We start from the raw sequence: 25696 nt of genomic DNA, 5'->3' as shown, positions 1-25696 counted from the left end.
GTCGACGCGCGACCATCGCGCGAGCATGCCCTCGGGGTAGTAGGTGCCGTGCCTGAGCTTGGGTATCTCGAGCTCCACGTCGCCCACGGCGGTCTTGAGCGACCTGGGGCGGTAGCCGTTGCGGCTGTTCTCCCTGCCGTCGCTGCGCTCGTTGCGGCCCGCGCCGCACATCTGCTGGGCCTCGGAGTCCATCAGCGCGTTCATCACGCCGCCCAGCACCCTGCACGCGAACTCGCGCGCGTCGCCGCACTCCTGCCAAAGCCTCGCCGCCTCGAGGGCCTCGTCGCGGCCGAGGCGCAGTACACTCTCTTCTTGGGGCATCGCCTTTCCTTCCATTCGTCACCTTCATTACTCCAACGACGAATTCTAGGCGGTGTCCCCTCCCTTTCAAGAAAGGGAAGAGGCGGGGTATGCCCCGCCTCTTACACCACATCTCTGCGCGCTACCATCTTTGGATGCTGGCGTACAGCTTTTTGGTAGTCATGGACGCTCTTGGCCGGCTAATTGTTTGAGGAGACCTTTGGATTATGGCTGTTTGACGCCTCTGGAAAGGTTTCCGAGAGGGCTGTGGTCAAAAAAGGGCAAATATGAGTACTGCTACCTGTTTAGTAGCAGCGATTTTGATCACTTCAGGAACTATTCAACGTTCCACTCGTCCGCAGACGACGTTATTTCTCCTCATATGTTCAATAAAAGTAGCTCTTAATGGGAACAAATCTCATCAGGAGCTACAATTTATAGCAAATAAATGCAACCATAATGGCAACAGTACTCATATTTGCCCTTTTTTGACCACGACCCTCCAGAATAGTCGCTGAGAGCGACACTAAATGACAAAATCCGACACTTGAACGTTCTTATATGAGTAGCCATTGAAGGACACCTAACGACTACTCCCATTCGCGACACACTGTGTCGCGAATTAAGCTGGCCCCATTACCGAAGACCAGTGAGAGCTCCTGCTCAGAATCTCGATAGCTTAATAAAGCGCTCCCCTCCGGAAGTTCAATGAGCATCCAAATTCCAGGCTGAAAAGCAAAGGAGTATCGAAGCCGTCAATGCTCATTTCCTATCGAACAGGCAGGTCAAAACAAGCTAATTAGCCCGATGAACTGCTTGTATTTTTGTCTACAAAATTGTATACAAAAAGAGAATCCGAGAACCGGCGCTCGACATTATGTCGATCGATAGGAGGCGCCATGGATGCTAAGCAGCTCGAAAAGATGATGGGGTTTGCTCCCGGAGAGTTGAAGAAAGCCGCGGAAGCCTACGAAAAAGATGAGTGGCCGAAAGGTCGCACCATCAAGTTGGGAAGGCCACCAATCTCCGATGAGCCGAGCGTTGTTTTATCGGCACGTGTGGGCGAATCGGTTCTTGAAGCGTTTGATGCAAAAGCGAAGCGCCATGGGCAAACACGTACGGAGCGACTCAGGGAGCTCATCACACTCGATGCGATGATTGCCTAGTCACCCTCCGAACCCAAACATGTACGCCAGCATCCAAAGTCGACATTTTTCGACATCTTTGGATGCTGACGTACAGTTTTTGCGGGTAGTCATCGGGGACGTTCTTAAATGACTAGTCGCTAAAGAACGTCCCCGATGACTAACTAGCCGCGGAAGCGAGCTATGGGTGCGAGTGGCTGCTCGCGAAAGACCCGCTCGACGGCGGCGCGGTATTCGTCGACCTTTTTGGTCTTACGTACGAGCTTGTGAACGGTAGCGGGGTCGGCGAAAGCGCACTTGGCGTAGAACCACCACTCCTTCATACGAAAGACCGCGTTGCCGTCAATCTCTTCTGCATAGACCGCAAACAGCGTGTCGTGGAAACGCTGCAGTTCGGTTGCCGTGGCAGCAGGACCGCCCTTAACCATGCGAGCCAGCGCGGGGTTCGCGAGCAGGCCACGCCCTAGCATTACATGGCGCGTGTCGGGATAGGCCTCCGCCAGCGCGTCCATATCCTCAAGATCGAAAATGTCGCCGTTATAGGCCACCGGAAACGGCGCACGCTCCAGCGTCTCGCCGTAAAACTCCTTGCGCGGCGAGCCCGTATAACGGTCCTTCTGTACGCGCGGGTGCACAATCAGCTCTGCCAACGGCATGCGGCAATACAGATCGAGCACACGTTCATACTCGTCATCGCGTTCCAACCCCAGCCTGGTCTTTACCGATACCGGCAACGGCGACCGCTCGCACACATCGCTTAAGAACGCCTCGAGCTCGTCGAGATTGCGCAAGAAACCCGAGCCCTTGCCCTTGGCGACAACCGTTCCCGAAGGGCAACCCAAGTTGAGATTGACCTCGCGGTAGCCCATGTCGGCGAGCACCTGTGCCGCCCACACAAACTCGTCCGCGTTCTTGGACATCAGCTGAGGCACTACGTTGAGCCCCTGGTTATTGGCAGGATCGATCTCCTTAAACGCCTTGCCGCCAAAGCGATTTCCCACCCGCGGCGGCGGCAAAAACGGCGTGTAATAGCAATCGAGCGCGCCGAAGCACTCCGCATGCACGCGACGGAACACATGCCCGGTAATCCCCTCCATAGGGGCCAACGATAGAATCATCTACTCTTCTCTCATATCAACGAATGTGACAAAGGGACTGTCCCTTTGTCACATTATTCGGAGCGTAGGGCTTCGACGGGGTCCTTCTTGGATGCGCTGCGGGCAGGCAGCAGGCCGGCAACGACCGTCAACAGCACCGAAATCGCGATGAGCACCAGCGCATCCCGCACGGGCAAGCTCATCAGATTGGGTACCTGTTTGGCAGCAAGCGCCCAGGTATTAACCGGAAAACTCACGAGCACCACGACGATAATGGCAAAGACGCCGGCGATGAGGCCTTCGATAAAGGTCTCGGCATTGAATACGTTGGCCACGTTGCGCTTCGACGCGCCGATCGCGCGCAGGATGCCAATCTCCTTTTTGCGCTCCAGCACGCTGATGTATGTGATGATGCCGATCATGATGGAGCTCACGACCAGGCTGATACTCACGAATGCGATGAGCACCAAGCTGATGGTGTTCACGATGTCGGTCACCGAACCCATGATGATACCCATGTAGTCTGTGTACGAAATTGCCCGATCATCGTGGCCAGCGGCTTTGACCTGCTTGTTGTACGCATCGATGTGATCGAGTACGCGCTCCTTGGCCTCAAAGTCGCGCGGGAAAATCTTAACCGAGATGGGATCGGCCTCGTCCGCATAGCCCAGTGTGGCCAGATTGTTATCATAGGTGAGCTTCGACGCCTTGGCATAGCTCATCATGAGCGAACTCAGGTCCTCGGCGTCCATGTTGAAATGGATGGCGCGGGCAAAGGCGCTCGCATCCACACGCATAGCGCTCGCTAGGTTGGCAAAACTCGAAGACATCTGCGTCGCCATCTGGTCCATAAGCCCTGCCGCGCCCGCCTTGAGCTGGGATGATACCGTCGACGCTATCTGCTCGCTGATTGCCTTCATCACCTGATCCATAGCCTGCTGCAGATACGGAGCCAGCTGCTTTTGCACATAGTCGCTCATCGCCTGCTGCAGACGCTCGGCCAGGGCATCGCCGCCGAGTGCTTTGAGCTGGGCCAGGATTTGCTGGGCTGCCGTATCACTCTCAAGATACGTCGAGAATGCGGCAGAGAGCTTTGACGCGTCCTTAAGATCTTCGGGCGACAGCGCCTTAAACTGATCAGACTGCAAAATGCCCTCAAACAGCTGGTTGGCTAGTGTTCCCACCTGCTGCATTTGCTCGGGCGTGAGTTCCAGACCGTCAAAGATACCCGAGAAATCTGGGGTTGGCGCTTTTGCCATGATGTCGCTGAAGTCGATGTCCTTGCCAACGCCCGAAAGGTCAATGTCCAGCCCCGACAGATCGATGCCAGAAAGGTCCATACCGCCGGCTGCACCCGAGAGCGCAGATGTATCGAACGAAAACGCGCTCTTGAGCGCCGCCTCGTCCACACTGAACATGCTGCCCAGATTCACGCCTTGCTTGGCCTCGCCTTGCAGTTCGTCGAAGGTTTTGCCCGTAAAGACATCCGTCTCGGGGTGGTCGAGTTGCTCCCGCACAATCTGCGAATCGGCGGCGCGCTCCATAAGCTGGCGAGTCAGCGCGTGCGTATAGGCAATGCCCGGGGACAACGCGCTCGCGTTGGCCGTCTCGTTGGGTCGCACCACGCCCACAATGTGCACGTCGATACCGTCGGCAACCTTGGCTGCCATAAAGTCGGCGTCGCCAGACATGTCAGTCCACATGCCGGTCTCTTCGTTTTTGCGATACGCATCGGCCGGCGACAGCACCTTAAACGTGGTAGACAACGCATCGTCGTAGGTAAAGTCGGTACCGGTCTCGGGCGCTTCGACCCCACCGTCAGCCGTCATAGCGCTGTTAACCAGATTGTTAAGCTCATCGATGTCCAGCGCACCGATGCTATAGAGCGTGTAGTCACCCACCGTACCGCGGCTCGAAAGCACCATCACGGCTTCGTTGGCAGACGTGGGCCAATGACCGGCGACGACATCGTACTGGCTGTCGAGCAGGCTCTGGTCGTCGATCATCTCGTTAAAGACTGAGGTTCCCATGGATTCCATGCTCACCGTTGCCGCCGAGCTCGCGCCTCCACTCATGGCCTCGGTCATGGCGTTGGGCACCAGCCGGACAGGCTTCTCATCGCCCTTGCCGGCACGATAGACAACCGGCGATACACCGTAGCCGTACTGAATGGCGTTGACCTCTTTATCGATGCCGTCGCCACCGGCATCGAGCCATGTCTTAAAGCTCGTCATGTCGTTGGACTTAACGCTTGCAAACATATCCTTTACGGCCGTAACCACGGGAATTTTATCGGTTCCCTTAGCCTTGCCGCCGGCACTGTCGTCGGACGAATCCTCGCCGTTGGACGCCTCCTCATCCGCGGCCCCCTGTCCGCCCATCATGGACGACAGGTCGTAGTCCTGCTTGGAGATGGTGAGCGGGTAGCTCGAGAGCGTGTCCTCCTCGACCTTTTTGATGTAGCCGTTTACGCCATTGGAGAGCGCCAGGATCGCCGCGATACCGATAATGCCAATCGAGCCCGCAAAGGCAGTCATGGCCGTACGGCCCTTCTTGGTCATAAGGTTTCGGGCAGAAAGCCCCAGCGCCGTCACAAAGCTCATCGAGGTTTTGCGTGTAGGCTTGGCCTCGCGGCGCGTGGCGTCAGCGACATCGAAAGGGTCGGAATCGTCGGTGATTTTGCCGTCCGCCAGGTTGACGATGCGCGTGGCGTACTGGTACGCCAGCTCGGGATTGTGCGTGACCATGATAACCAGGCGGTCGCGTGCCACGTCCTTGAGCAGATCCATGACCTGTACGGATGTCGTTGAGTCCAGGGCACCAGTCGGCTCGTCTGCCAGCACAATCTCGGGATCATTAATCAGGGCGCGGGCGATGGCCACACGCTGCATCTGTCCACCCGAAAGCTGGCTCGGGCGCTTGTTAACGTGCTCGCCCAGGCCGACTTTCTCCAACGCCTCGCGCGCACGCTGGCGGCGCTCGGCGTGCCCCACGCCCGTGAGCGTGAGCGCCAGCTCCACGTTTTCCAAAATGGTCTGATGCGGAATGAGGTTATAGCTTTGGAACACAAAGCCGATGCGGTTGTTGCGATAGGCATCCCAATCGCGATCGTGAAAGTCCTTGGTCGAGATGCCGTCAATCAGCAGGTCGCCAGAATCAAAGTGATCCAGCCCGCCGATAACATTGAGCATCGTAGTTTTACCCGAACCCGAGGGACCCAGAATAGCCACGAACTCGTTATCGCGAAAAGACAGGCTTACGCTGTCGAGCGCCACCTGCGTAAACGACTGCGTAACGTATCGCTTGCAAATATCCTTGAGCTCCAGCATGGACGGCAACCTCTCCTGCGCAGGCACCCTGCCCGCTCTCCCCCGCCGTTCGTATTCGACGCGTTTGTCCTACTCTATCCCCATTTTTCACCGACACCAGTGAGGAATGTAACGAACCGCGCCAAAAAACGAACGGGACGGCGCCCAAAAGAAGAGGTCCCGAGCGGGACCTCTATATGGTGGAGCTTATCTTGAAAGGTAGCGGACTACTTCGCACAGCGGCGCACGATCCTCGCCATGCTTTATGCGTTTTTTACTGCTCGCTATTCGCAATCGCCTGGTCGATAAGTTTGTTGAGTGCTGCGCGCTGCTCGGCGGAGCTGATGGCTCCCACGATTGGATCCCCTACGATGTTGCCATTCTGATCGATGACATACGTTGTCGGGAACGAGAACAAATTTGACGTAAACTTACCGGCTTCGCTATCCGACTTGAACCAGATGTTCTTATATGTCACGCTCTTCTTGCTCAGCACGTCCTTGGCATCTGCAATCTCGCCCTTGTTGCCATCGAGCGTAAAGGAATTGACGCCCACGACCTGGCCGCCCTTCTTGGCAAGCTCCTGATTCAGTTTCTCAAGATCGCCCAGCTCGCCCACGCACGGCTTGCAAGTAGTGAACCAGAAGTTCATGACGGTGACTTTGTTCTTAGAGAACAGCTCGTCGCTGTTCACGTCGTTGCCATCCAGGTCCTTGCCCGTAAAGCTGGGGAACTTCGTCGCCTCGCTCGAAGCATTGGCACCAGCCGTCATGCCAGCGGTCGAAGCGTCGACGCTCTCGCCTGCACTCGGCGTGCTTCCACAGCCGGGGAACTCCTTCTCCAGGCTCTCGAGCTTGTCCTCGATCTCCTTGATCTGCTGTGCACCGGTCTTGAGCGTCTTAAGCTCATCCGCCGTGAACTCATCCTTGGCGCCGTCGATGGTCTTGAGCAGAAAATCGCCGTAATTGCTGCCGTCCTCAATCATTGCCGAGTCTTTATTTGCCGCATTGAATACCTTTTCCCACAGCGCGTTATCACTCGAAAAGATCTCGTTCTCCTTCTGCATGAGCTTCGCATACAGCTCGGCGGCCTCGTCGGCATTGGCCGGCTTCTGATCAGTGAGTTCTGCGATCTTAGGATCGGAGCTCGCAGATTCGCTCGCATTGCCACCGGGCGCCGAACATGCCACAAGGCACAAGGCCAATACCGGCACCATAAACAGGGCCGCAATCTTAGAAAGCTTCATAGTCATTCCTCCGTTTTGTCGAAGCTTGTTTACTTTTTATCGGCGGTCAAGGGAAGCTTTTCCGCCGACACATCCAGGCCATAGCGATAGCTGATGGCATCGACGGGACAGGCCCCGATGCACTTTCCGCACCGGATACATTCGGCATGATTGGGCGCGCGGACCACATCAACGTCCATCTGACAAACCTTTGAGCACTTGCCGCACGAGACACATTTGCATGCATCGACCCGGATCCCCAGTAGGGACACCCTATTCATGAGCGCATAGAATGCGCCGAGTGGACAAATCCATTTGCAGAAGGGGCGGTAGAACAAAACGCTCAGCACTACCACGGCAATGAGAACGGCAAGTTTCCAAGTAAAGAGATGTCCCAACGCAGATCGAATGCCGACATTGGCGATGGCCAGCGGAATGGCGCCCTCGAGCACACCCTGTGGACAGATGTACTTACAAAAGAACGGGTCGCCCATGCCCACGTCGTTAACCACCAAGACGGGCAGCAGCACCACGGCAAACAGCAGCACGACGTACTTGATGTACGTGAGCGGCTTGAGCTTTTTCGTGGAGAACTTTTTGCCGAGAATCTTGTGAAGCAGCTCCTGCAGCCAGCCAAACGGGCACAGAAAGCCGCATACAAAGCGTCCCAGCAGCACGCCGAGCAAAATGAGCGTACCGGTGACGTAGTAAGAAAAGTTGAACTTGGATGAGCCTACCACCGACTGGAACGACCCGATGGGGCACGCACCCGATGCCGCGGGGCACGAATAGCAATTAAGTCCAGGTACGCAGACTGTTTTTCCCGCGCCCTGATAGATGCCGCCTTTGGCAAAGTTTGGCAGGTGAATGTTGGTAATAAGTGTTGCCGCCGCCTGAATGAATCCGCGAAATCGGGCCAAAACATGCGACGCAGTGTTTTCTCTTTTATCCAATTCCGATACACTCCAAGCACAGCCTAATCGCTTTGGCCAGCACGGCATCCGCCTCGCCACGCATAACACCAAAGCACACCATGGTAATTCCGACGATTAACAAAGCGACCTGTACCACGGGTTTTACCGCTTTGAACAACCCAACCACTCCTTTCGTTACGCGACCATTGGACCATATCGACTATAAAATCCGTGTTAAGCGCGATTTGGAATGTGCAAGGAGACTGTTATGCGTATTTTGATCGTCGAAGACGAGCGAGCACTGTGCGATGCAATCGCACGCAGCTTGCGAAACTTGGCGTACAGCGTCGACTGCTGCCACGACGGGCAGGAGGCGCTCGACCTACTGGGCGTCGAAGTCTTTGACCTCGTGGTACTCGACCTCAACCTTCCCCGTATCGATGGCATGACCGTGCTCAGGGAACTTAGAAAAACCGACTGCGAGACCAAGGTACTGATTCTGTCCGCACGTGGCGAAGTATCCGATAAAGTCGCCGGACTCGATGCCGGCGCCAACGATTACCTTACCAAGCCGTTTCATCTTGACGAGCTTGCGGCAAGGATCCGCAGCCTTACCCTCAGGCGCTTTGCACAAAGCGACATAGTTTTAACCTGCGGAAAGCTCCGCTTTGACACCAAGGCGCGCATCGCTTCCGTGGACAGCGAGGCTTTATCTCTTACACGCAAGGAAACGGGAATCTTGGAATACCTGATGCTTAATCAGGGGCGTCCGGTAAGTCAAGAGGAGCTTATCGAGCACGTTTGGGATAGCAGCGTGAACAGCTTTAGCAACGCAACCCGCGTTCACATCTCGTCACTCCGCAAAAAGCTACGCAGCGCTTTGGGATACGACCCGATTCGCAATCGGATTGGAGAGGGCTACGTTATGGAGGATGGCGAATGAAAGGGCTTTCGCTGCAATGGCGCATAACGATTATGACGGCACTGCTGACGTGCGCAGCGTGCGTGCTGACGAACTGCCTGGTCGGCTATACGGGCATGCGCTACATGGATGCCATCGGCAGCAACATCTCGGCCTTTAGCGCAACCGGCGAAGATTCGCCCCAGGCGTTCGACCCAACGAAAGCGACCCCCGATGACAAGGTCACGATCGTCGTAAACGACGCACAGGAGTCTTTTGGCACGACAACCTGGTGCATCACGGCTGGAGTCACACTCCTTGACGGCGTGCTGGCATACTTTGTGAGCGGCCGTGCGCTCAAACCGCTACGGGCTTTTGCAGCCCAGGTTGAGCGTGTGCAGCCTGACAACCTAAGCGAAATCAGACTCAGTGAAGATGTGCCCACCGAGCTACAACGATGCAGCGCCTCTTTCAACGACATGATCGCCCGTCTTGGCGAAGGGTTCTCTGCACAGCGTCAGTTTACCGGCAACGCCGCACACGAGCTGCGCACCCCGCTCGCCCTTATGCAAGCACAGATTGAACTATTCATCTCCGAGCACTCCGGTTTGCAACCCGAAACAGCCGAGCTGCTCGGCCTGCTACAAGAACAAACCGAGCGCATGTCTCGAATGACCAAGGTATTGCTCGAGATGAGTGAGCTCCGCAGCGTTCCTTGCGAGGACGATGTTGAACTCGGTCCCCTGTCCGAAGAGATCCTCACCGATCTTGCACCACTTGCCGAAAATAAAGGCATAGCCCTCAATTGTGCTGGAGACGCTTTAGTAATCGGGAGCGACACGCTGCTGTACCGGCTGGTGTTCAACCTGGTCGAAAACGCTATCCGCTACAGCCGCTCCGGCTCGACTGTCAACGTCTCCATCTGCGACAACGACAGCCACGTGTTCCTGCGAGTCGAGGACCAGGGCCCGGGAATACCCAAGCAGTACCGTGAGAGCATCTTCCAGCCGTTCTTTCGTCTAGACAAATCCCGCAGCAGGGCATACGGCGGCGCAGGACTCGGGCTAGCGCTCGTTTGGGAGATTGCAGCGCTTCACGGTGGCGCTGTAGAGGTCGAAGCAAGTTCCGAGAACGGGACCACCATGCTCGTAAGCCTTCCAAAACGATCCGCAGCGTCAACCGAACAGTAAAACGAAAGGGGTCCCGAGCAACAGGGGTACAATTGCTGCATTGTTGCCAACTGTTGGGAGATGGAAGATGGACTGCGATGGCTACCCATGCGTTCCCATGCCGTTGATGTGCACCGCCTTTGTGCCGGGGCAGATTGACGCTGCGGTTGCAGGCATTTCCGACCCCGATTCGCGCGCCATTGCCACGGCAGAAGCGCTGTACTTTCGCGGACAGGCCGCCCTCGCTGCCAAGACGGCGCGCCCCTATCTTGACGCCACCGATCCCGCGCTGCGCTATTCCGCATGCTTTATCTGCGGATATGCCAGCCTGTCGCTCAACCGTATCGCCGACGCCCGCCGGTGCCTTGCTGGCATCCTCGATACGCCGGCTGACGAGGAGTCGCCCGCCGTCCACGCCACGCATATCCTGTTCGCCTCGGCCGCGAGCGTCCTGCTGCACTTGCCTTCCCCGTATTCCGCCGAAGAGTTTTATCCGCTTGCGGCGCATCTGCCCGAAGGCCTGCGCCTTTTCGCCAGCTACGTGATGGCGCATGCCCTGTACCTGCGCGGCGAATATGGCCGCAGTCTGGGCATGGCGGAAAACGCCCTGATCATGAAACAGGGAAGTTATCCCATCTCGGAGCTGTTCCTGCACCTGGCAGCTTCCATGGCCTGTATGAGTCTCAAGGACATCGACGCCGCAAAAACGCACTTCGGAACTGCTTGGGACATTGCGCGTCCCGACGGCCTTATCGAGCTCATCGGCGAGCACCACGGCCTTTTGCAGGGGCTTATCGAGGCGTGCCTAAAAACGCAATACCCTGACGACTTCGCGCGCATCATCGAGATCACATACCGCTTCAGCTACGGCTGGCGACGCATCCACAACCCCGATTCGGGCGAGGACGTAGCCGACGACCTGACGACCACGGAATTCACCATGGCCATGCTCGCCTGTCGTGGGTGGACCAACGCCGAAATCGCACGCCACATGGGAGTATCGCCGGGCACCGTCAAAAACCGCCTATCCGGCGTATACGCAAAGCTTGGCATCGGCACACGCGCCGAGCTGGTCGCGCATATGTTACGTTAGCGACCGGACTACCAAGCGCATCGAACGCGTTCCGGAACCCGGCGCTTCGCTCGATCAATTTGGACATTTTGACCCTTGAACGACACTACCGCCACGGGGCGCCTTCTCGCAAAATTGGATTATTTCCACCGATACCTGCGGGATGGGAGCCAAAGATGCTTGATCGCCGTTCGTTACTTGTTGCCGGAGCGTCCTCGCTGGCGAGCATTATGTTGCCGCGCGTGCCGGGAAGCGCAAACGCCTTCATATTGCCGTTCGCGCCCACCGAAGCCTATGCCGACGAAAAAGACCCTTTCAGGGTGCTCGTTCTCTCGCGCACCATGTTTGGTGTGGTCGTGGTCGACGTCGCCAACAAGAATACGCCCATCACGGGTGCCCAGGTCACGCTCACATCGCGCTATGCCGCAGGCAAGCAGCTCACCGCCACTACCGATGAAGAAGGCACGGCCATCTTTGAGATCGCCCCTCTTTCGGAAGGCTACGTGGACGAGGCAACGCTTCTCGACGCGTACGACTTTAACGGTGGCATCTCCATTAGCATGGCGGGCTACCGTGATGTCGAGATTCCCCTTGCGCGTATCCAGGGCGGCACCGCCATAACCGCGCCCACGCGTCCGCTTTCCGACGGCGAGCCGTACTTCCGCCAGCTCACATTCGACGAATGGGACATCCAGTACGCTGAAGCCACGTTCATGGCATTGCCGAAGGACGACACGGCAAACGGGCAGCCCGATACGCACTCCTTTACCGTGCAGGCACATCTGCCACAGGGTGGACAGGCAACGCTGTGCATCAACAAGGTATTGCCCGCCACGGGCAGCTCAGCCGAAACCGTCACACAGATCGGCCAGATCAAGGCCAGTGCATCGGGTGCGAATAATCTGGCAACGTTCACACTCGAAGACAAGTTCCTCGATGCGGCATCGGGCCTTCTGGAAGAAGGGTGCAAGCTGCGCTTTGTCCTCGACTATCAGGGCAAAACCTACACGCTCTCCTCCCCCATGGCCGTTGTCACCGCGCCGGCCGCAAAGGCGGAATCGGGCTCGACCACTATCGTCCCCACCACCATGGACCAAGAGATCACTCCGTTTGATTTCCCCGCGGCGTTTCCCGGCATCGGCGGCAATAAGTTCACGTGCTGGATGCCCACATTTCCGATCCTCTTCGATTTCTCGTTTGCTGGATACGTGCTGTTTGGCGGAGGATACAAACCAGCCAGCTATATGAACGATTCGGGCAACCCTGATCCGGAATACTGGAAGAAATCGCCACGCGAGTCGGGCGCCAAGCAGGCAAACCGTTACCTCGACGAAATGGAGGGGAAGTGGAATCAATATAAGAGTATGAGTGCCGGTTCGGGCACCGATCCAAGAAACACCAAGCTCCTTCGCCACCATTGCACGCCGCTGTTCACGATGGATATCGCCACACAGCTGTACGGCTCGCTCGCCTACGATTGGGTGGGCAAAACCTGGGGCAACAACAACGACCCCGCATACGGCAATATTAAAGCCCTCTTCCAGGTAAGAACCGACCTCAATTGGACCGAGCAGTTTACCCTAGGACCGGTGCCGTTTTTCCTAAACGTCAACCCCTGGGTGCTGGCAAAACTGGCGCTCGCCGTGGGCGCCCACACGCACGGTAGCGGCGCGGCGTTTTTCAAGAACATATCGCTCGACTATTCAAACACGTCGGGCTCGTTCACCATCCAGATCGGGCTTGCCGTCACCTTTGGCGCCGGCGTTGCAGGCGTCGCTTCGTCTGCCGTGCGCGGCGCCGCATCCCTCACGCTGTTCATTGGGTATGAGAAGGCAGATGGACACCAGCTTCCGCGACTGCGCGTAGGTGCAGACGTCGATGTCGATGTGATGCTCCAGTTCGTCATGTTCAAGTGGACCACCAAAGCTTGGTCGGGATCGTGGCCCACACTCCTCGATTCGTGGAATATGTCGGTGAGCAACGGCGACCAGTATGTACTCCAGCGCTCTGAACTCGCATTGGGCGGAGATACGCCTTACACGCTGGATGCCTGCTTCGGCTCGGCCGGCAACGCCGAGGCGGGCGGCGTGCCGCAATTTATCGCATCGGCCACCATCGTCACCAACGCCGAACTGCTCGCACGCGCCGAGGTTAATGCCACTGCCGCAAACGTTGCGCCTGTCGTGCGCGATTGGGATCAAGCGGTCACGCGCATTGAGCTCGAGGCAGATGCAGAAAGCGACGACACAGGACAGGTTGAGCATTTCGTCCACGCACTGATGGGAAACGACAAAAACGCCGCACCGATGTATGAGTACACCTATATCGGGCAGGCGACGAACGCCGTTGCGGACCCCAACGCCAATTCTGCCGGCGTGTCGGAGGACGAGCGTGGCGGCATAAAACCCTCGAGCGACAACGTGCTGTTTTCCGGCGTGCTCAGCGAAGCCCACATGAAGCTAACGATGATTGCCGGCGTGGAGTGCCTATTCCGTATCGCCTCGGTGCGCTACGGCGAGAATGGTCGTTCGCGCCTGGTGGTGCATACAAAGACGAACGGCACGTGGTCCGCTCCCACGCCCGTGGACTTCCCCCTTGGGTTTGGCGAGGGCGACGTGGAGCGCGACGGCATATACGATTACGACTTCGACGTGGTGGAATATAAGGACGGAAGAGGAAACCAAGACGCCTACGTGCTGCTGGTCTCGGGCGAGCGCCCCGCCGGCGACAACACCCTTTTCGATACGGCGAGCACATCCGGCATACTGTCCGTTGTGCGTCTGCGCATAAGTAATGACGAGATCCGCGTGGTGTCGCATGCGTCATGGCGCAGCATCTCTCGCGGTCGCCTTCAGGAGGATGGCTACCATTGCCTGCAGTGCCCACGCATCACGGTGGGCAAGACGCTGGTCGACGGGCGCCTGTCGGGTGCCTACCTCCACCGCCGCGGAACCACCGCAGAGAAGGCGCTCGGCAGCGAGGCTGAGGTTGCGCTGGAGTGCTTTACCCTGTGGTCGGACGTTTCGGGCGACAGCCTGACGTTCCGCCAAGTTCTCCGCTTTTCGCAGGCACCGTCGAGTATCGAGCTGGGCGCGCCCGAGAATATCAACGGCAAAATGGTGGTGCCCGTTGCATACGATACTGTAAGCGGTTGTGGCTGCGCATCGTACGCCGTGATCGGCCAATCCATCGCGGGTTGGGGCGTTATGTCGCCAGATGCCGCAGTACCCCACGCGGTGCCGTGGCCGCAGCACACGGGCTTTTTGGCTACCGTCAACGAGCGACTGCAGCATATTACTTGGACGCGAGGCGCATCGGCATTTGCAACGCAGCCCGTGAGTGCCGCAGGCTGTGGCCCGGCATCGTTTAGCGTAAGCGACAACGGCCGGTGCGTGATGTACGTAGAGAACACCGACGGCAAGGTGGGACAGACCTACGACGAAGAAGGCAACCCGGTAGCGGTGATGGGCAAGCACTTCCGCATCTTCGCCAGCACCTTGGCAGGCGATCTGTTCACGGAGCCGTTCGTGATGTGCGAGCTGGACCATCCCGTCGATCAGATAACGACATTTTTGACGTCGGGAGGCATGCTCTCCGCGCTCGCCACGCACATTGTGAGTGCCGAGCAGAGCGAGGCAGAGCTGCACGGCATCGAAGTACCCTTGGTGGCGTGTGCCACTCCGACGGGCGCGGTCGCTACCTCGGGCGCGGTGGTGCCCGGAGCAGCAGGCGAATCCTTCATGGTCACGGTGCGAAACGACGGCAACACCTTGCTGACCGCCGGCACGATCGATCTGTACCGAGAGGGTTCCAGTCAGCCGTTCTCCAGCGCATCCATCGGATTCGACGCGAACGCACGCATGGCTTCGATCTACGATCCGGAGCTTGCCGAGGATGCTTCGGCCAACGACATGGCACACGTGAAGTACGCAGTCGAGACGCTGGGCACACGTTTTGCGACGCACCCGCTGGTTGCCGACAACGGCAACGCCGTGCTGGCACCGGGTTGCACGGCACAGTTCCGCATGAGCTTCGCCATCCCCGAGAGCTGGAGCGATGAAGTGGGCAAACGCGTAACGCTGTATGCGAAGGCGCGTGACCTGGTGGCACTCGATCCCGTAACGCTCGAGGAAATTCGACCGGGCGCAAACTCAGCGCTGGGTGCCGTGCTGCACGAGCTTCATGTGCCCGACGCGGCATGCGAACGCTCAGAAGTTCAGGTCGGCGTATGCGACAACGCGGATACGACGGGGCTTCACGATGCACCGATGACGGTCGACGGCGAGGGCGGCACGAGTGGAGGTGGCTCCGGCGGAAGCAGCTCCGGTAGCGGCAGTGGCTCTGGCAGCGGCAAGGATCACGGCAATAACAAGCGCCCCGGAAAAGCGGGCCCGCTCGCCGGCACGAGCGATGTCAACGCTCCCCTCATGGCAGCCGCTGCAGCACTCGCCGCAGCTGGTGCCGGCCTCGTCGCCTACAGCGCCCGCCGCACGGCGCTCGAAACCGACACCGCCAATGAGGTCAATTCGGATAGGCCTCGCTAGCTCCTAGTTACTTTTGTGAGAGACGCCGACTCGGCTCATTGAACATCAAAATGGGCTGGTTCTGGATACCCAGAGCCAGCCCATTTCGCATTAGATATCATCAGGGGAGTCGAGTTCTGCCTCGAGCTTGGCACGGCGTCTTTTCGCCGTGAAAAACGTTGCGCACAGGACAGTAAACGTGGCCGCGAAAATCGTCGCACCGCAGAACACGCCCGTGGCCAGGTTCGCCAACCAAAAGACGCTTTCGAGTGGTACGATCTGCGCCTCAGCAATACAGCGCATTGCGGCAATAACAAGCGCGAACGCGGCGCCGCTAAGACCGCTGAGAAGCAGGAAATATCCAACAGGAAGATGCTCGGTTTGCCCAAAACGATTGGTGTCGACATAGCCCTTCCGCGTTTGCAGCCCTGCGCAAATCAACATCACGAGAACGAGCCACAAATACATGGCTGCCTCAAACGGCGTTGCAAAGCCATGCGGCATTTCACTGGCGTCGCTGTGAACCCACGCAACCTGTCGAGCTATAAACTGGTAGAAAAAGATCATCAACATGCCAAACGAAAGCAGCACGAAACCAATCTTGTAGATCTTTGCGCTTTCCGCCTCCAGGCGCTCGTCCTTTGGGCCGGCATATTCACGCCACTTTTGCACGATTTTCAGATCTTCAAATTTCATAGTGGACTCCTAAAGAGCGTTAGGGTCGACGTCGATCCCGTCTTCCCAAAACAGATCGTTCAACGTAACGCGTAGCGCTTTGCAGATCGCCACACATAAATTGAGCGTGGGGTTATAGCCGCCCGCTTCGATTAGGCCGATAGTCTGGCGCGTAACGCCCACGGCCTGGGCCAAGTCGGCTTGCGAAAGGCCAGCCGCCGCGCGCGCCGCTTTCATGCGGAGGTTCTTTTTGCCCGGCATGGAGTTCCTTTCGTAGTAATGGACAGATATCCGTTGCAACATGACACATATATATTGCATCTATCAGCCAATGTCAACTATATCTGTCATTACGGAAACCATATCCGCCATCGCTATGCGGACATAGCAATTTCGATTCGCTATTCAAACTTACTCGGACAGAGCCGACTCGGTTTTGTCCGAGTAAACGAATCTCCATCGAACTCCGAACGATTGTTCGATGGATTTCGTGTTGGGTGGAATCGTCTGTGGGCTGGGCTATGCTACCTTGACTATCTATATGACTTAAACGCAGCAAAGGAGCACCGAGAGAGCGAGTATGGCAAAAAACACCGCAAACTATGGTAACGACAGTATCCGCCAGCTCAAGGACGAGGAGCGCGTACGCCTGCGCCCCGCCGTCATCTTTGGCTCGGACGGACTCGACGGCTGCGCGCATGCCGCCTTCGAGATCCTGTCCAACGCCGTTGACGAGGCGCGCCAGGGCTACGGCAAGCTCATCACCCTTACCGCCTTTCGCGATGGTTCCATTCAGGTAGAGGACAACGGCCGCGGCTGCCCGCTCGACTGGAACCCCTCCGAGAAGCGCTTTAACTGGGAACTCGTCTTTTGCGAGCTCTACGCCGGCGGCAAATACAACAATAACCAGGGCGGCGACTACGACTTCTCGCTCGGCACCAACGGCCTGGGCTCATGCGCAACCCAGTACGCCTCCGAATACATGGACGTCACGGTTTGGCGCGACGGCAACAAGTACTCCCTGCACTTTAAGAAGGGCAAGGTCGTCGGTGCCAAAAAGAAGGCACTCGAGATTGAGCCCAGCAGCGAGGATCGCACCGGCACCACCATTAAGTGGCGTCCCGATCTTGAGGTCTTTACCTCCATCAGCATCCCCCACGATTGGTATCGCGAGACAATGCGCCGCCAGGCCGTGGTCAACGCCAACGTGACCTTCCGTCTGCGCATCGAAGGCGACGATAGCGAGTTTTCCGAAGAGGATTTTTGCTACCCCAAGGGCATCGAAGACTACGTGCTCGAGAAGGTCGGTACCGACTACCTCACCGAGCCCTTCTTTATCGAGGCCGATCGTCGCGGTCGCGATCGCGAGGACCTGCCCGACTACAATGTAAAGATCACCGCGTGCATGTGCTTCTCGCGCACCTTCATGATGCAGGAGTACTACCACAACTCATCGTGGCTCGAGAATGGCGGCTCGCCCGAGAAGGCCGCCCGCAGCGCTCTGACCAGTGCCATCGATGCTTACATTAAGCAACAGGGCAAGTACAACAAAAACGAGAGCGGCATCAAATGGCAGGACGTCCAGGACTGTCTGGTGCTGGTAACCAACTGCTTCTCCACCCAGACGTCCTACGAAAACCAGACCAAGAAGGCCATCAATAACCGCTTTATCCAGCAGGCCATGACGGCCTTCTTTAAGGAGCGGCTCTCGACCTACCTAATCGAGAACAAAGACGCTGCCAACAAGATCATGGAGCAGGTGCTCATCAACAAGCGTTCGCGCGAGAACGCCGAGAAGACGCGTCAGAGCATCAAGACCAACCTACAGCAGAAGACCGACATGGCCAACCGCGTGCAGAAGTTCATCGACTGCCGCTCCAAGGACAAGAGCCGCCGCGAGATCTACATCGTAGAGGGCGACTCGGCAGCAGGCGCCATTCGCACCTCGCGCGATGCCGAGTTCCAAGGCGTTATGCCCGTCCGCGGTAAGATCCTCAACTGCCTGAAGGAAGACTATCCGCGCATCTTTAAGTCCGACATCATCATGGACCTCATGCGCGTGCTGGGCTGCGGCGTGGAGATCAAGGACAAGCGCATCAAAAACCTTGGTGCCTTTGACCTGGACAACCTCAACTGGAACAAGGTCATCATCTGTACGGACGCCGACGTCGACGGTTATCACATCCGCACGCTCGTGCTCACCATGCTCTACCGCCTGGTGCCCACGCTTATCGACGAAGGTTACGTGTATATCGCCGAATCGCCGCTCTACGAGATCAACTGCAAAGAGAAGACCTACTTTGCCTACACCGAGCTCGAGAAGAACGGCATCCTCAAGGAGATTGGCGACCAAAAGTGCTCCATCAACCGCTCCAAGGGTCTTGGTGAGAACGACCCGGACATGATGTGGCTCACCACCATGAACCCCGAGACGCGTCGCCTGATCAAGGTGGAACCCGAGGACGTCACCAAGATGGAGACCATGTTCAACCTGTTGCTGGGCAATGACGAGGCAGGCCGCAAGCGCCATATCTCTGAGCACGGCAAGGAATACCTGGACCAGCTGGACCTGCAATAGCAGCAAATCGATTACGACGGCCCATAAGAAGTTCAAGAGGAAATCGTGGCAAAGAAGAAGACGAAAAACCAGCCAAAGAAAAAGCAGGTCAACGCCGAGAACGTCATCGGTCTGCACTCCGAGGTCACCGACCAGCCGATCACGCAGACGCTCGAGGTCAACTACATGCCCTACGCCATGAGCGTCAACGTCTCGCGTGCGTTCCCCGAGATCGACGGCTTTAAGCCCTCGCACCGCAAGCTGCTCTACACCATGTACAAGATGGGTCTGCTCAAGGGTGAGCGCCAGAAGAGCGCCAACATCGTGGGCCAGACCATGAAGCTCAATCCGCACGGTGACGCCGCGATCTACGAAACGATGGTGCGTCTGGCCACCGGCAATGAGGCACTGCTCGCTCCCTTCGTGGAGTCGAAGGGCAACTTTGGCAAGTACTATTCGGGTGACCTGAGCTACGCCGCTTCGCGTTATACCGAGGCCAAGCTCTCCCCCATCAGCGCCGAGATCTTCAAGGACATCGACAAGGATCCGGTCGACTTCGTCGACAGCTACGACGGCGCCATGAAGGAACCGCGCCTGCTGCCCACCACGTTTCCCAACATCCTTGTCTCGGCCAATAAGGGCATCGGCGTCGCCATGGCATCCGACATCTGCGGTTTCAACCTCAACGAGGTCTGTACTGCCACGATGCATTACCTCAAGGATCCCGACTGCGATCTGCTCGAGTACATGCCCATGCCCGACTTCTCGACCGGCGGCGAGATCATCTACCGCCGCGAGGAGATGGAAAAGATTATCGAGACCGGCCTTGGTAGCTTCCAGATCCGCTCCCGCTGGCGCTGGATTCCCGAAGAGCGCATTATCGAGGTCTACGAGATCCCCTACACCACCAAGACCGATGTCATCATCGAGCGCATCGTCAAGCTCTCCAAAGAGGGCAAGGTCAAGGAGATCGCTGACATCCGCGACGAAACCGACCTCTCGGGCTTGCGCATCGCCATCGACCTTAAGCGCGGCGTCGACCCCGACAAGCTCATGGCCAAGCTCTATCGCTCGACCACGCTGCAGGATTCGTTCTCGTGCAACTTCAACGTGTTGGTCGATGGTTACCCTCGCGTTATGGGCGTGCGTCAGATCCTGCACGAGTGGGTCAAGTGGCGTATTGAGTCCACGCGTCGCCGCATTAACTTTGACCTGGGAAAAAAGTCCGAGCGCCTGCACCTGCTGCACGGCCTCGAGGCTATCTTGCTCGACATCGACAAGGCGATCGCCATCATCCGTGGCACCAAGCTCGAGGCCGAGGTCGTGCCCAACCTTATGCGCGGCTTCGACATCGACGAGACCCAGGCCGAGTTTGTTGCCGAACTCAAGCTCCGCAACATTAACGAAGAGTACATTCTCAACCGCACCAAGGACATCGCTAAGCTCGAGGGTGAGATTGCCGAGCTTGAGGAGATCCTCTCCAGCGAGGAGAACATCAAGAAGGTCATCAGCGACGAGCTGGCCGCGGTCAACAAGAAATATGTGATGCCGCGCCGCACGGGCAGGATCGAGCCCCATGAGGTCGTCGAGGTAAGCCTGGAGCCCGAGGTCGAGGAGTACCCGGTGACCATCATGCTCTCGCGCGATGGCTACCTTAAGAAGATGACGGGCCGCGTGCTCAAGAAGGCGACCACGCTCAAGTACAAGGACGGCGATAAGCCCTTTATCGAGTTCCCGTCCTCCAACACGCACGAGCTGCTCGTGTTTACCAACAAGAGTCAGGTATACAAGTGCAAGGTCGCGACGTTTGAGGATACCAAGTCGGCCCAGCTGGGCTCGTACCTGCCGACCGATCTTGAGATGGAACCCGACGAGAGTGTCATCTGGGTCATCGACCCCGAGGACTACAAGGCCGACGTGCTGTTTGTCTTTGAGAACGGCCGCGTGGTGCGCGTCGCGCTTTCTGGATACGTCACCAAGACCAACCGCAAACGCCTCAAGAACGCCATCTACGGTGGCAGCAAGCTGCTGTATGCCCAGGTGCTCAACACAGATCGTGACATCGCGCTGGTCTCGAGCGACTATCGTTTGATGAACTTCAACACGTCGCTGCTCAAGACCAAGACGACCACCAACACGCAGGGTGTCCAGGCCTTTACCGCCAAGAAGGGCCGCTCGGTCACCACCGTCGGCACGACCGAGGAGATTCTTGGCGCCGGCGTCTCGGCCGAGAAGTTCACCGCGCAGAGCCTCCCCTCAGCCGGTGCCCTCATGAAGGAAAACGACATGCCGAGCCTGTTTGACTAGGTACCACGGCAACGAGACCGTTAGATACTTCGCAAAGCGACGAGGCCCGGAGCGCAACGGCATTGCGCCCGGGACTCGTCGCTTTTCTTCTCAACTATTTCTTAACGCAGATTAATTGATTTCTGCTTATTTTTCTGCGTTAAAAAATGTCAGCGTCACTGCTTCGATACCCTTTGGTCGGTCGTTAGCAAAACTTGCAAAAATTAGCAAAACTTGCAAAAATTAGCAAAACTTGCAAAAATTAGCAAAACTTGCAAAGGAGACACCATGGAGTACAGCAAGAACCCCTTTACCCCGACGTTCGGAAGTATCCCTCCCTTTCTAGCGGGTCGCGAGCATATTCTGCGTGACATCAACCGTGGTTTTATCAACGGCCCGGGAGATCCAAACCTGTCGACTATTTTTACGGGCGCAAGGGGAACGGGCAAGACGGCGCTTCTCTCGCTCCTTTCAGAAACGGCGCTTGAACACGGTTGGATCGCAGCAAATGTCTCCGCCATGCCAGGCATGCTCGAAGATATTATCGAGCGAACCAAAGAAGCCGCAGATAGCTACCTCTCACAGCCTCATGCGCGCATAAACGGCGTTCAAATTGGTCCAGTGGGCATCGATTGGACATATGCTCAAGAGGTCCAGGGCAACTGGCGCACACGCATGAATGGCATCTTTAAGCAACTCGAAAAACATGACATCGGACTTCTCATTACCATCGATGAAGTCACCGTCGATCTCGAAGAAATGCTTCAATTTGCCTCTGTTTACCAGCACTTTGTACGCGAAGGTAAAAAAGTTGCCCTACTCATGGCAGGACTGCCCTACAAAGTATCGGCGTTGCTGCGTAACGATTCCGTCTCGTTCCTCAGGCGTTCCCAATATCATCAGTTAGGACGAATCACTGACGTTGAAATTGCAAACGCGTTTCGCAAAACCGTTGAGGCCGGAGGACGTTCAATCACACCAGAAGCGCTCGAGAATGCTGTGAAGGCCGTCGACGGATTCCCCTACATGATGCAGCTCGTCGGATATCGCACTTGGGATGTTTCGGAGAACTCGCCCCAAATCAGTGCATCCGATGTCCAGCAGGGTTCCCTACTCGCACGCATGGAGCTGCGTGATCGCATTCTCGAAACGACCTATCGAGAGCTTTCCGATAAAGACATTGAGTTTTTACTCGCGATGCTGCCCGATTCTGGCCCCAGCAGGGTCTCGGAGATAGCCAAACGCATGGGCGTCGCCAGCAACTACGCAAGCCAATACAAACGCCGCCTTCTCGAGGACGGCGTCATCGGGGAACGTGGGCGTGGTCTCGTTGGCTTTGACATCCCCGCATTCAGGGAGTTCCTGAGCGAGAAAGTCTCCTAGCACGCGGAGATTGTCCATAAGGACATCAACGCATGGCAATCAGTAATCCTCTTGGTAAGGGAAGTAGGCTTTCCGCCAACACCGATTGCCATGCGTTCTTCTTGTCCTTAGGCGAGCTTGCGAGCGAGCTCTCGCACCTCTTCCAACTTGGGCGACGATGCCATGCTTTCGCGCTCGGTCATACCGCTGATGGTGATAATGCCCTGGTCCTCCCACTTGCAGTACGCACAGGTTGACTTGTACATGGCGATCGCCGCATCATAGACGCCCTCGCTGTGGCTATCGAGTAAAAGGGCCGTCTTGGTGAACGGGAAGCCCGTAGCACCGAAGGCGTATAGGCGATCGATGGCGGCCTTCTCCTGCGCAGTGATATCAAACCAGTAGATAGGCGAAGCGAAGACAACCATGTCGGCGTCTTTCAGCGACTCGATCACGTTGGCCATGTCATCCTTCTGCACGCAAGTGCCCTCGTGGGCGAAGCAATACTGACACCCCAGACAACCAGCGATTTTCTTACTGGCAACGCGGATGACCTCGACCGTATGGCCACCCTCACGCGCGGTCTCAGCAAACGCCTCGACCATGGTGTCGGTATTGGCGCCCTTGCGCGGGCTACCGCTCAATACAACGATATTCATAAGAATCTCCCTTCTTCATGCCGCAGGCGCGCGGCATACATTTCGTTGTAACCAAAACGGATGGAGCTATTCAGTCGTCTGTAGATCGCATCTCTCGTTCGTGTTCTCTAGACACAATCTCATTGCCTGATAACTCCTCGGCCACCTTGATTCTCTCTCCGAGAATTGAACAGCAAATCGTTGCTCGCAAAGTATCGACTGTGAGAAAATTAGCTTGAGCTTTCTCCCTGCTCGCATAAGCGTTCGCGTGAAAGAGCCTAGCCGCATCGGCCAGGCGCAATATAGATCCGCGGAAACCGGCCTACGAACAAGGAGCGTCTTATGTATGGACAGCATGTTGCACCGCAGACCCATAACAAACGGACTGGCCTGTCTATCCGCGACGTCAAGCGTCATGCAGACGCCAGAATCGCCGCCTTCGGAGTAAGCATTCTTGTGGCAGGACTGCTTTTGCTACCCTGCGCAGCACTGGCGACAGAAATGCCCGAAACCGATGTCGCAGCACCCATTACCTGCGACGAAGCCAACGCGGAAGGCAGCCTCACGGCTACCACCGTTGTCGACCATAACTATGACCTGGAGCTCCCTCCTGCCTTTATGTTGGTCCAGAATGAGGCGTTTGTATACGATTTCCCCGACAAACCCGAAGACTTCATCTACGGGCTTAACGACACCGTCCTTCTCTTCAAGATCGACACCGATACCGAAAGCCTTATAAAAACCGAGAACCCCAAAGAGGCCAGCGTCTCTATTGCCCTGACCATGATCGACAATCACGTTAGAGCAACCGCTGTCTTTACAGGCGGCTACGCCGACGACCAAATCCCTTACAGACTGAACCTCACCAGCTCAACCCGCCTTGGCACACACGTTGACCGCGACTTCGACAGCGGGCAGGGGATTATGCACGAGACGCGGCACGATTACTACATCCGCTACGTCTTCGACAGCGACGTGCACTTGATTGCAACCGATACGAGCGGTTCCAAACCCGATCCAAGTGTTAAACCGAGCCCAGAGGTCAAACCCGAACCGGAAACCAAGCCCGACCCCACACCGCAGCCCAAGGCAGAAAAGCCCGCGGCAAATCCCGTTTCCACTAAGGCAGTAGCGGCGGTTAAACCAGCCAGGACCACCCTACCCGCGACGGGCGACAACGGTGCGATGGCTGTCGCCCTGAGTGTTGCCGGTGGCGCAGTTGCAGCAGTTGGTATTTCCGCAACAAGGCGTCGCAACCGCTAGCCAGCATTTCGTACCCCGCAGACAAAGCTCTATCCCCGCTCCGATGAGCTTTACTCACCGAGAAGTTTCTTCCCCACGGAAATGAGTTTCTTTCCAACGGCCGCCTTCACGCCAATCATTACAACCACGTGGGCAGTGCGGGCTTCGAGATCCGCAGCGAGGATGTCCCCCGATGCCCGCACTGCGGCTGGCAGCTTGTGCCGTGGGTGCGAGACGACACGTTTTTGCTGGGCACGGTATGGCGCGAGAGTCTCGAACGATACGAGCGTTTCATGCGCGGGCGCGGAGCTGGCCGCGTGCTGTTGCTGGAGCTCGGCGTGGGCGAGATGACCCCCGGCATCATCACGCTCCCGTTCTGGAGCATGACCGCAAAGCTGCCGGATGCGCACCTGCTGAGCGTAAACATCTCGGGCGACTCGGCCCCGTTGCAGCTCGGAAACAAGGCGGAGGCGATCCAGGCAGACTTGGGTGCCTTGCTCTCGGCGGCGCGGGCCGACGACTAGTAGCGCGGCGAGGCGTCTTGCCGCAAACCGTCCTCGCTAAATGCATGACCGTTAATAAGTAAAAAGCAAGGTGCGTCTTATTTCAAATACTCCTCAAAGAACGCTTTCAGCTTTCCAAACGGAATGACGTCCATCTGATCGTTGAGGTCGGTGTGACTGGCACCGGGGATAATGAGCAATTCCTTGTTGTCCCCCGTCAGCTTGCTGTACGCGGTTTCGCTGAAATAGCGGGAGTGCGCCTTCTCGCCATGCACCAGCAGCACGGCGGAGCGGATCTCGCCGGCGTACTGCAAGATCGGCATATTCAAAAACGACAGACACTATGACCCAATCCGAGGGCACTAAAAAGACAGGAGCCCCCGCTCGTGACCGCGGGTCGGGGCTGCGACAATGATGTTGAAGTGCCATAGGCGCAGCCGCGCCGCAACGAGGTTGGGAGGCTCCCATGCCAAAGTATTCTACCGCGTTCGGGATGGACGTCCACCTGAGGTCGACCACCGTCTGCGCCCTCGACGCGGACACCGGCGAGGCCGTGACGAGGAGGTTCCCCGGCAACCCCTGGGGCGAGATCGCCGGGTGGATGGATGGGTTCCCCGGGCCGTCGCTCGCGGCCTACGAGAGCGGCTACCTCGGCTTCGCCCCGCAAAGGGAGCTCGCCGGGCTCGGCGTCGAGTGCGTCGTCGCCGCGGTCTCGAAGATCCCCAGGTCGGCCGCCGACTCGGCCTCCAAGAACGACAGGAACGACGCCGCCAGGATGG

The 25696-nt window shown here is 57.4% G+C and carries 20 protein-coding genes and 1 pseudogene; 11 read left to right on the top strand and 10 right to left on the bottom strand.

All coding sequences use genetic code 11. From position 1 onward, the window contains the following. Positions 1–336, bottom strand: a 336-nt coding sequence (locus tag HMPREF9463_RS02700) for a transposase (RefSeq protein WP_198019903.1), incomplete at its 3' end; no start/stop codon positions are given. 863 nt (positions 337–1199) lie between these two features. Between HMPREF9463_RS02700 and HMPREF9463_RS02695 the strand changes: the two genes are divergently transcribed. After that, positions 1200–1466, top strand: coding sequence for a ribbon-helix-helix protein, CopG family (locus HMPREF9463_RS02695; protein WP_052044025.1), 267 nt, complete (start codon positions 1200–1202; stop codon positions 1464–1466). 143 nt (positions 1467–1609) lie between these two features. Here HMPREF9463_RS02695 and HMPREF9463_RS02690 read toward each other — a convergent pair whose 3' ends face one another. The 5 genes from HMPREF9463_RS02690 to HMPREF9463_RS11550 all read right to left on the bottom strand — a co-directional run bounded on the left by HMPREF9463_RS02690 (position 1610) and on the right by HMPREF9463_RS11550 (position 8167). Continuing rightward, a complete protein-coding gene (locus tag HMPREF9463_RS02690) occupies positions 1610–2563 on the bottom strand; it encodes a tRNA dihydrouridine synthase (protein WP_035136966.1) in 954 nt (317 codons plus the stop codon). Between the two features lie 53 nt (positions 2564–2616). Further along, complete coding sequence (locus HMPREF9463_RS02685; RefSeq protein WP_035136965.1) at positions 2617–5871, bottom strand: ATP-binding cassette domain-containing protein; 3255 nt, start codon at positions 5869–5871, stop codon at positions 2617–2619. Between the two features lie 253 nt (positions 5872–6124). Next, positions 6125–7096 (bottom strand): TlpA family protein disulfide reductase, encoded by a 972-nt coding sequence (locus HMPREF9463_RS02680; RefSeq protein WP_035136964.1) that lies wholly within the window; start codon positions 7094–7096, stop codon positions 6125–6127. A gap of 29 nt (positions 7097–7125) precedes the next feature. Beyond that, the gene (locus HMPREF9463_RS02675) at positions 7126–8028 is read right to left on the bottom strand and encodes a 4Fe-4S binding protein (RefSeq protein WP_035136963.1); all 903 of its coding nucleotides are present in this window, start codon (positions 8026–8028) and stop codon (positions 7126–7128) included. After that, positions 8021–8167: a CD1871A family CXXC motif-containing protein gene (locus tag HMPREF9463_RS11550; RefSeq protein WP_035136962.1), complete on the bottom strand. Its 147-nt coding sequence runs from the start codon at positions 8165–8167 to the stop codon at positions 8021–8023. The genes HMPREF9463_RS02675 and HMPREF9463_RS11550 overlap by 8 nt, the downstream gene beginning before the upstream one ends. A gap of 90 nt (positions 8168–8257) precedes the next feature. Here HMPREF9463_RS11550 and HMPREF9463_RS02665 point away from each other — a divergent pair, with 90 nt between their 5' ends. The 4 genes from HMPREF9463_RS02665 to HMPREF9463_RS02650 all read left to right on the top strand — a co-directional run bounded on the left by HMPREF9463_RS02665 (position 8258) and on the right by HMPREF9463_RS02650 (position 15675). Further along, positions 8258–8932: a response regulator transcription factor gene (locus tag HMPREF9463_RS02665; RefSeq protein ID WP_304413058.1), complete on the top strand. Its 675-nt coding sequence runs from the start codon at positions 8258–8260 to the stop codon at positions 8930–8932. After that, a complete protein-coding gene (locus HMPREF9463_RS02660; protein WP_035136960.1) occupies positions 8929–10080 on the top strand; it encodes a HAMP domain-containing sensor histidine kinase in 1152 nt (383 codons plus the stop codon). Before HMPREF9463_RS02665 ends, HMPREF9463_RS02660 begins: the two co-directional genes overlap by 4 nt. Positions 10081–10147: 67 nt before the next feature. Next, positions 10148–11152, top strand: a complete 1005-nt coding sequence (locus HMPREF9463_RS11065; protein ID WP_052044024.1) for a helix-turn-helix domain-containing protein — start codon at positions 10148–10150, stop codon at positions 11150–11152. 155 nt (positions 11153–11307) lie between these two features. Next, complete coding sequence (locus HMPREF9463_RS02650) at positions 11308–15675, top strand: hypothetical protein (RefSeq protein ID WP_035136958.1); 4368 nt, start codon at positions 11308–11310, stop codon at positions 15673–15675. A gap of 90 nt (positions 15676–15765) precedes the next feature. On the opposite strand, the gene HMPREF9463_RS02645 is transcribed toward HMPREF9463_RS02650, so the two are convergent. Together HMPREF9463_RS02645 and HMPREF9463_RS02640 are read right to left on the bottom strand one after the other, a co-directional pair. After that, complete coding sequence (locus tag HMPREF9463_RS02645) at positions 15766–16350, bottom strand: hypothetical protein (RefSeq protein ID WP_035136957.1); 585 nt, start codon at positions 16348–16350, stop codon at positions 15766–15768. A 9-nt stretch (positions 16351–16359) separates the two neighbouring features. After that, a complete protein-coding gene (locus HMPREF9463_RS02640; protein WP_035136956.1) occupies positions 16360–16590 on the bottom strand; it encodes a helix-turn-helix transcriptional regulator in 231 nt (76 codons plus the stop codon). Positions 16591–16909: 319 nt separating this feature from the next. Here HMPREF9463_RS02640 and HMPREF9463_RS02635 point away from each other — a divergent pair, with 319 nt between their 5' ends. The 3 genes from HMPREF9463_RS02635 to HMPREF9463_RS02625 all read left to right on the top strand — a co-directional run bounded on the left by HMPREF9463_RS02635 (position 16910) and on the right by HMPREF9463_RS02625 (position 22555). Continuing rightward, a complete protein-coding gene (locus HMPREF9463_RS02635) occupies positions 16910–18907 on the top strand; it encodes a DNA gyrase/topoisomerase IV subunit B (RefSeq protein WP_035136955.1) in 1998 nt (665 codons plus the stop codon). A gap of 45 nt (positions 18908–18952) precedes the next feature. Next, positions 18953–21193, top strand: coding sequence for a DNA gyrase subunit A (locus tag HMPREF9463_RS02630; RefSeq protein ID WP_035136954.1), 2241 nt, complete (start codon positions 18953–18955; stop codon positions 21191–21193). Between the two features lie 267 nt (positions 21194–21460). After that, positions 21461–22555 (top strand): P-loop NTPase family protein, encoded by a 1095-nt coding sequence (locus tag HMPREF9463_RS02625; protein ID WP_035136953.1) that lies wholly within the window; start codon positions 21461–21463, stop codon positions 22553–22555. A gap of 107 nt (positions 22556–22662) precedes the next feature. Here HMPREF9463_RS02625 and HMPREF9463_RS02620 read toward each other — a convergent pair whose 3' ends face one another. Beyond that, complete coding sequence (locus tag HMPREF9463_RS02620) at positions 22663–23193, bottom strand: flavodoxin family protein (protein ID WP_035136952.1); 531 nt, start codon at positions 23191–23193, stop codon at positions 22663–22665. A gap of 321 nt (positions 23194–23514) precedes the next feature. Here HMPREF9463_RS02620 and HMPREF9463_RS02615 point away from each other — a divergent pair, with 321 nt between their 5' ends. Then, the gene (locus HMPREF9463_RS02615) at positions 23515–24435 is read left to right on the top strand and encodes an LPXTG cell wall anchor domain-containing protein (RefSeq protein WP_035136951.1); all 921 of its coding nucleotides are present in this window, start codon (positions 23515–23517) and stop codon (positions 24433–24435) included. Between the two features lie 272 nt (positions 24436–24707). After that, a complete protein-coding gene (locus HMPREF9463_RS02610) occupies positions 24708–24938 on the top strand; it encodes a hypothetical protein (protein ID WP_198019901.1) in 231 nt (76 codons plus the stop codon). A 77-nt stretch (positions 24939–25015) separates the two neighbouring features. On the opposite strand, the gene HMPREF9463_RS02605 is transcribed toward HMPREF9463_RS02610, so the two are convergent. After that, entirely contained in the window at positions 25016–25240 is a 225-nt protein-coding gene (locus HMPREF9463_RS02605; protein ID WP_035136950.1) for an alpha/beta hydrolase, read from the bottom strand. A 143-nt stretch (positions 25241–25383) separates the two neighbouring features. On the opposite strand from HMPREF9463_RS02605, the pseudogene HMPREF9463_RS11060 reads away from it, so the two are divergent. Further along, positions 25384–25696, top strand: a pseudogene (locus HMPREF9463_RS11060) (IS110 family transposase); the annotation flags it as partial.

The organism is Collinsella sp. 4_8_47FAA (genome assembly GCF_000763055.1).
In the GTDB taxonomy this organism is placed as follows: domain Bacteria; phylum Actinomycetota; class Coriobacteriia; order Coriobacteriales; family Coriobacteriaceae; genus Collinsella.
This window is presented reverse-complemented; position numbering and strand designations above follow the sequence as displayed.

Coding starts and splice junctions, on each gene's coding strand:
- HMPREF9463_RS02695 (WP_052044025.1), top strand. CDS start 1,200: ATGGATGCTAAGCAGCTCGAAAAGATGATGGGGTTTGCTCCCGGAGAG.
- HMPREF9463_RS02690 (WP_035136966.1), bottom strand. CDS start 2,563: ATGATTCTATCGTTGGCCCCTATGGAGGGGATTACCGGGCATGTGTTC.
- HMPREF9463_RS02685 (WP_035136965.1), bottom strand. CDS start 5,871: ATGCTGGAGCTCAAGGATATTTGCAAGCGATACGTTACGCAGTCGTTT.
- HMPREF9463_RS02680 (WP_035136964.1), bottom strand. CDS start 7,096: ATGAAGCTTTCTAAGATTGCGGCCCTGTTTATGGTGCCGGTATTGGCC.
- HMPREF9463_RS02665 (WP_304413058.1), top strand. CDS start 8,258: ATGCGTATTTTGATCGTCGAAGACGAGCGAGCACTGTGCGATGCAATC.
- HMPREF9463_RS02660 (WP_035136960.1), top strand. CDS start 8,929: ATGAAAGGGCTTTCGCTGCAATGGCGCATAACGATTATGACGGCACTG.
- HMPREF9463_RS11065 (WP_052044024.1), top strand. CDS start 10,148: ATGGACTGCGATGGCTACCCATGCGTTCCCATGCCGTTGATGTGCACC.
- HMPREF9463_RS02650 (WP_035136958.1), top strand. CDS start 11,308: ATGCTTGATCGCCGTTCGTTACTTGTTGCCGGAGCGTCCTCGCTGGCG.
- HMPREF9463_RS02645 (WP_035136957.1), bottom strand. CDS start 16,350: ATGAAATTTGAAGATCTGAAAATCGTGCAAAAGTGGCGTGAATATGCC.
- HMPREF9463_RS02640 (WP_035136956.1), bottom strand. CDS start 16,590: ATGCCGGGCAAAAAGAACCTCCGCATGAAAGCGGCGCGCGCGGCGGCT.
- HMPREF9463_RS02635 (WP_035136955.1), top strand. CDS start 16,910: ATGGCAAAAAACACCGCAAACTATGGTAACGACAGTATCCGCCAGCTC.
- HMPREF9463_RS02625 (WP_035136953.1), top strand. CDS start 21,461: ATGGAGTACAGCAAGAACCCCTTTACCCCGACGTTCGGAAGTATCCCT.
- HMPREF9463_RS02620 (WP_035136952.1), bottom strand. CDS start 23,193: ATGAATATCGTTGTATTGAGCGGTAGCCCGCGCAAGGGCGCCAATACC.
- HMPREF9463_RS02615 (WP_035136951.1), top strand. CDS start 23,515: ATGTATGGACAGCATGTTGCACCGCAGACCCATAACAAACGGACTGGC.
- HMPREF9463_RS02610 (WP_198019901.1), top strand. CDS start 24,708: ATGCGCGGGCGCGGAGCTGGCCGCGTGCTGTTGCTGGAGCTCGGCGTG.
- HMPREF9463_RS02605 (WP_035136950.1), bottom strand. CDS start 25,240: ATGCCGATCTTGCAGTACGCCGGCGAGATCCGCTCCGCCGTGCTGCTG.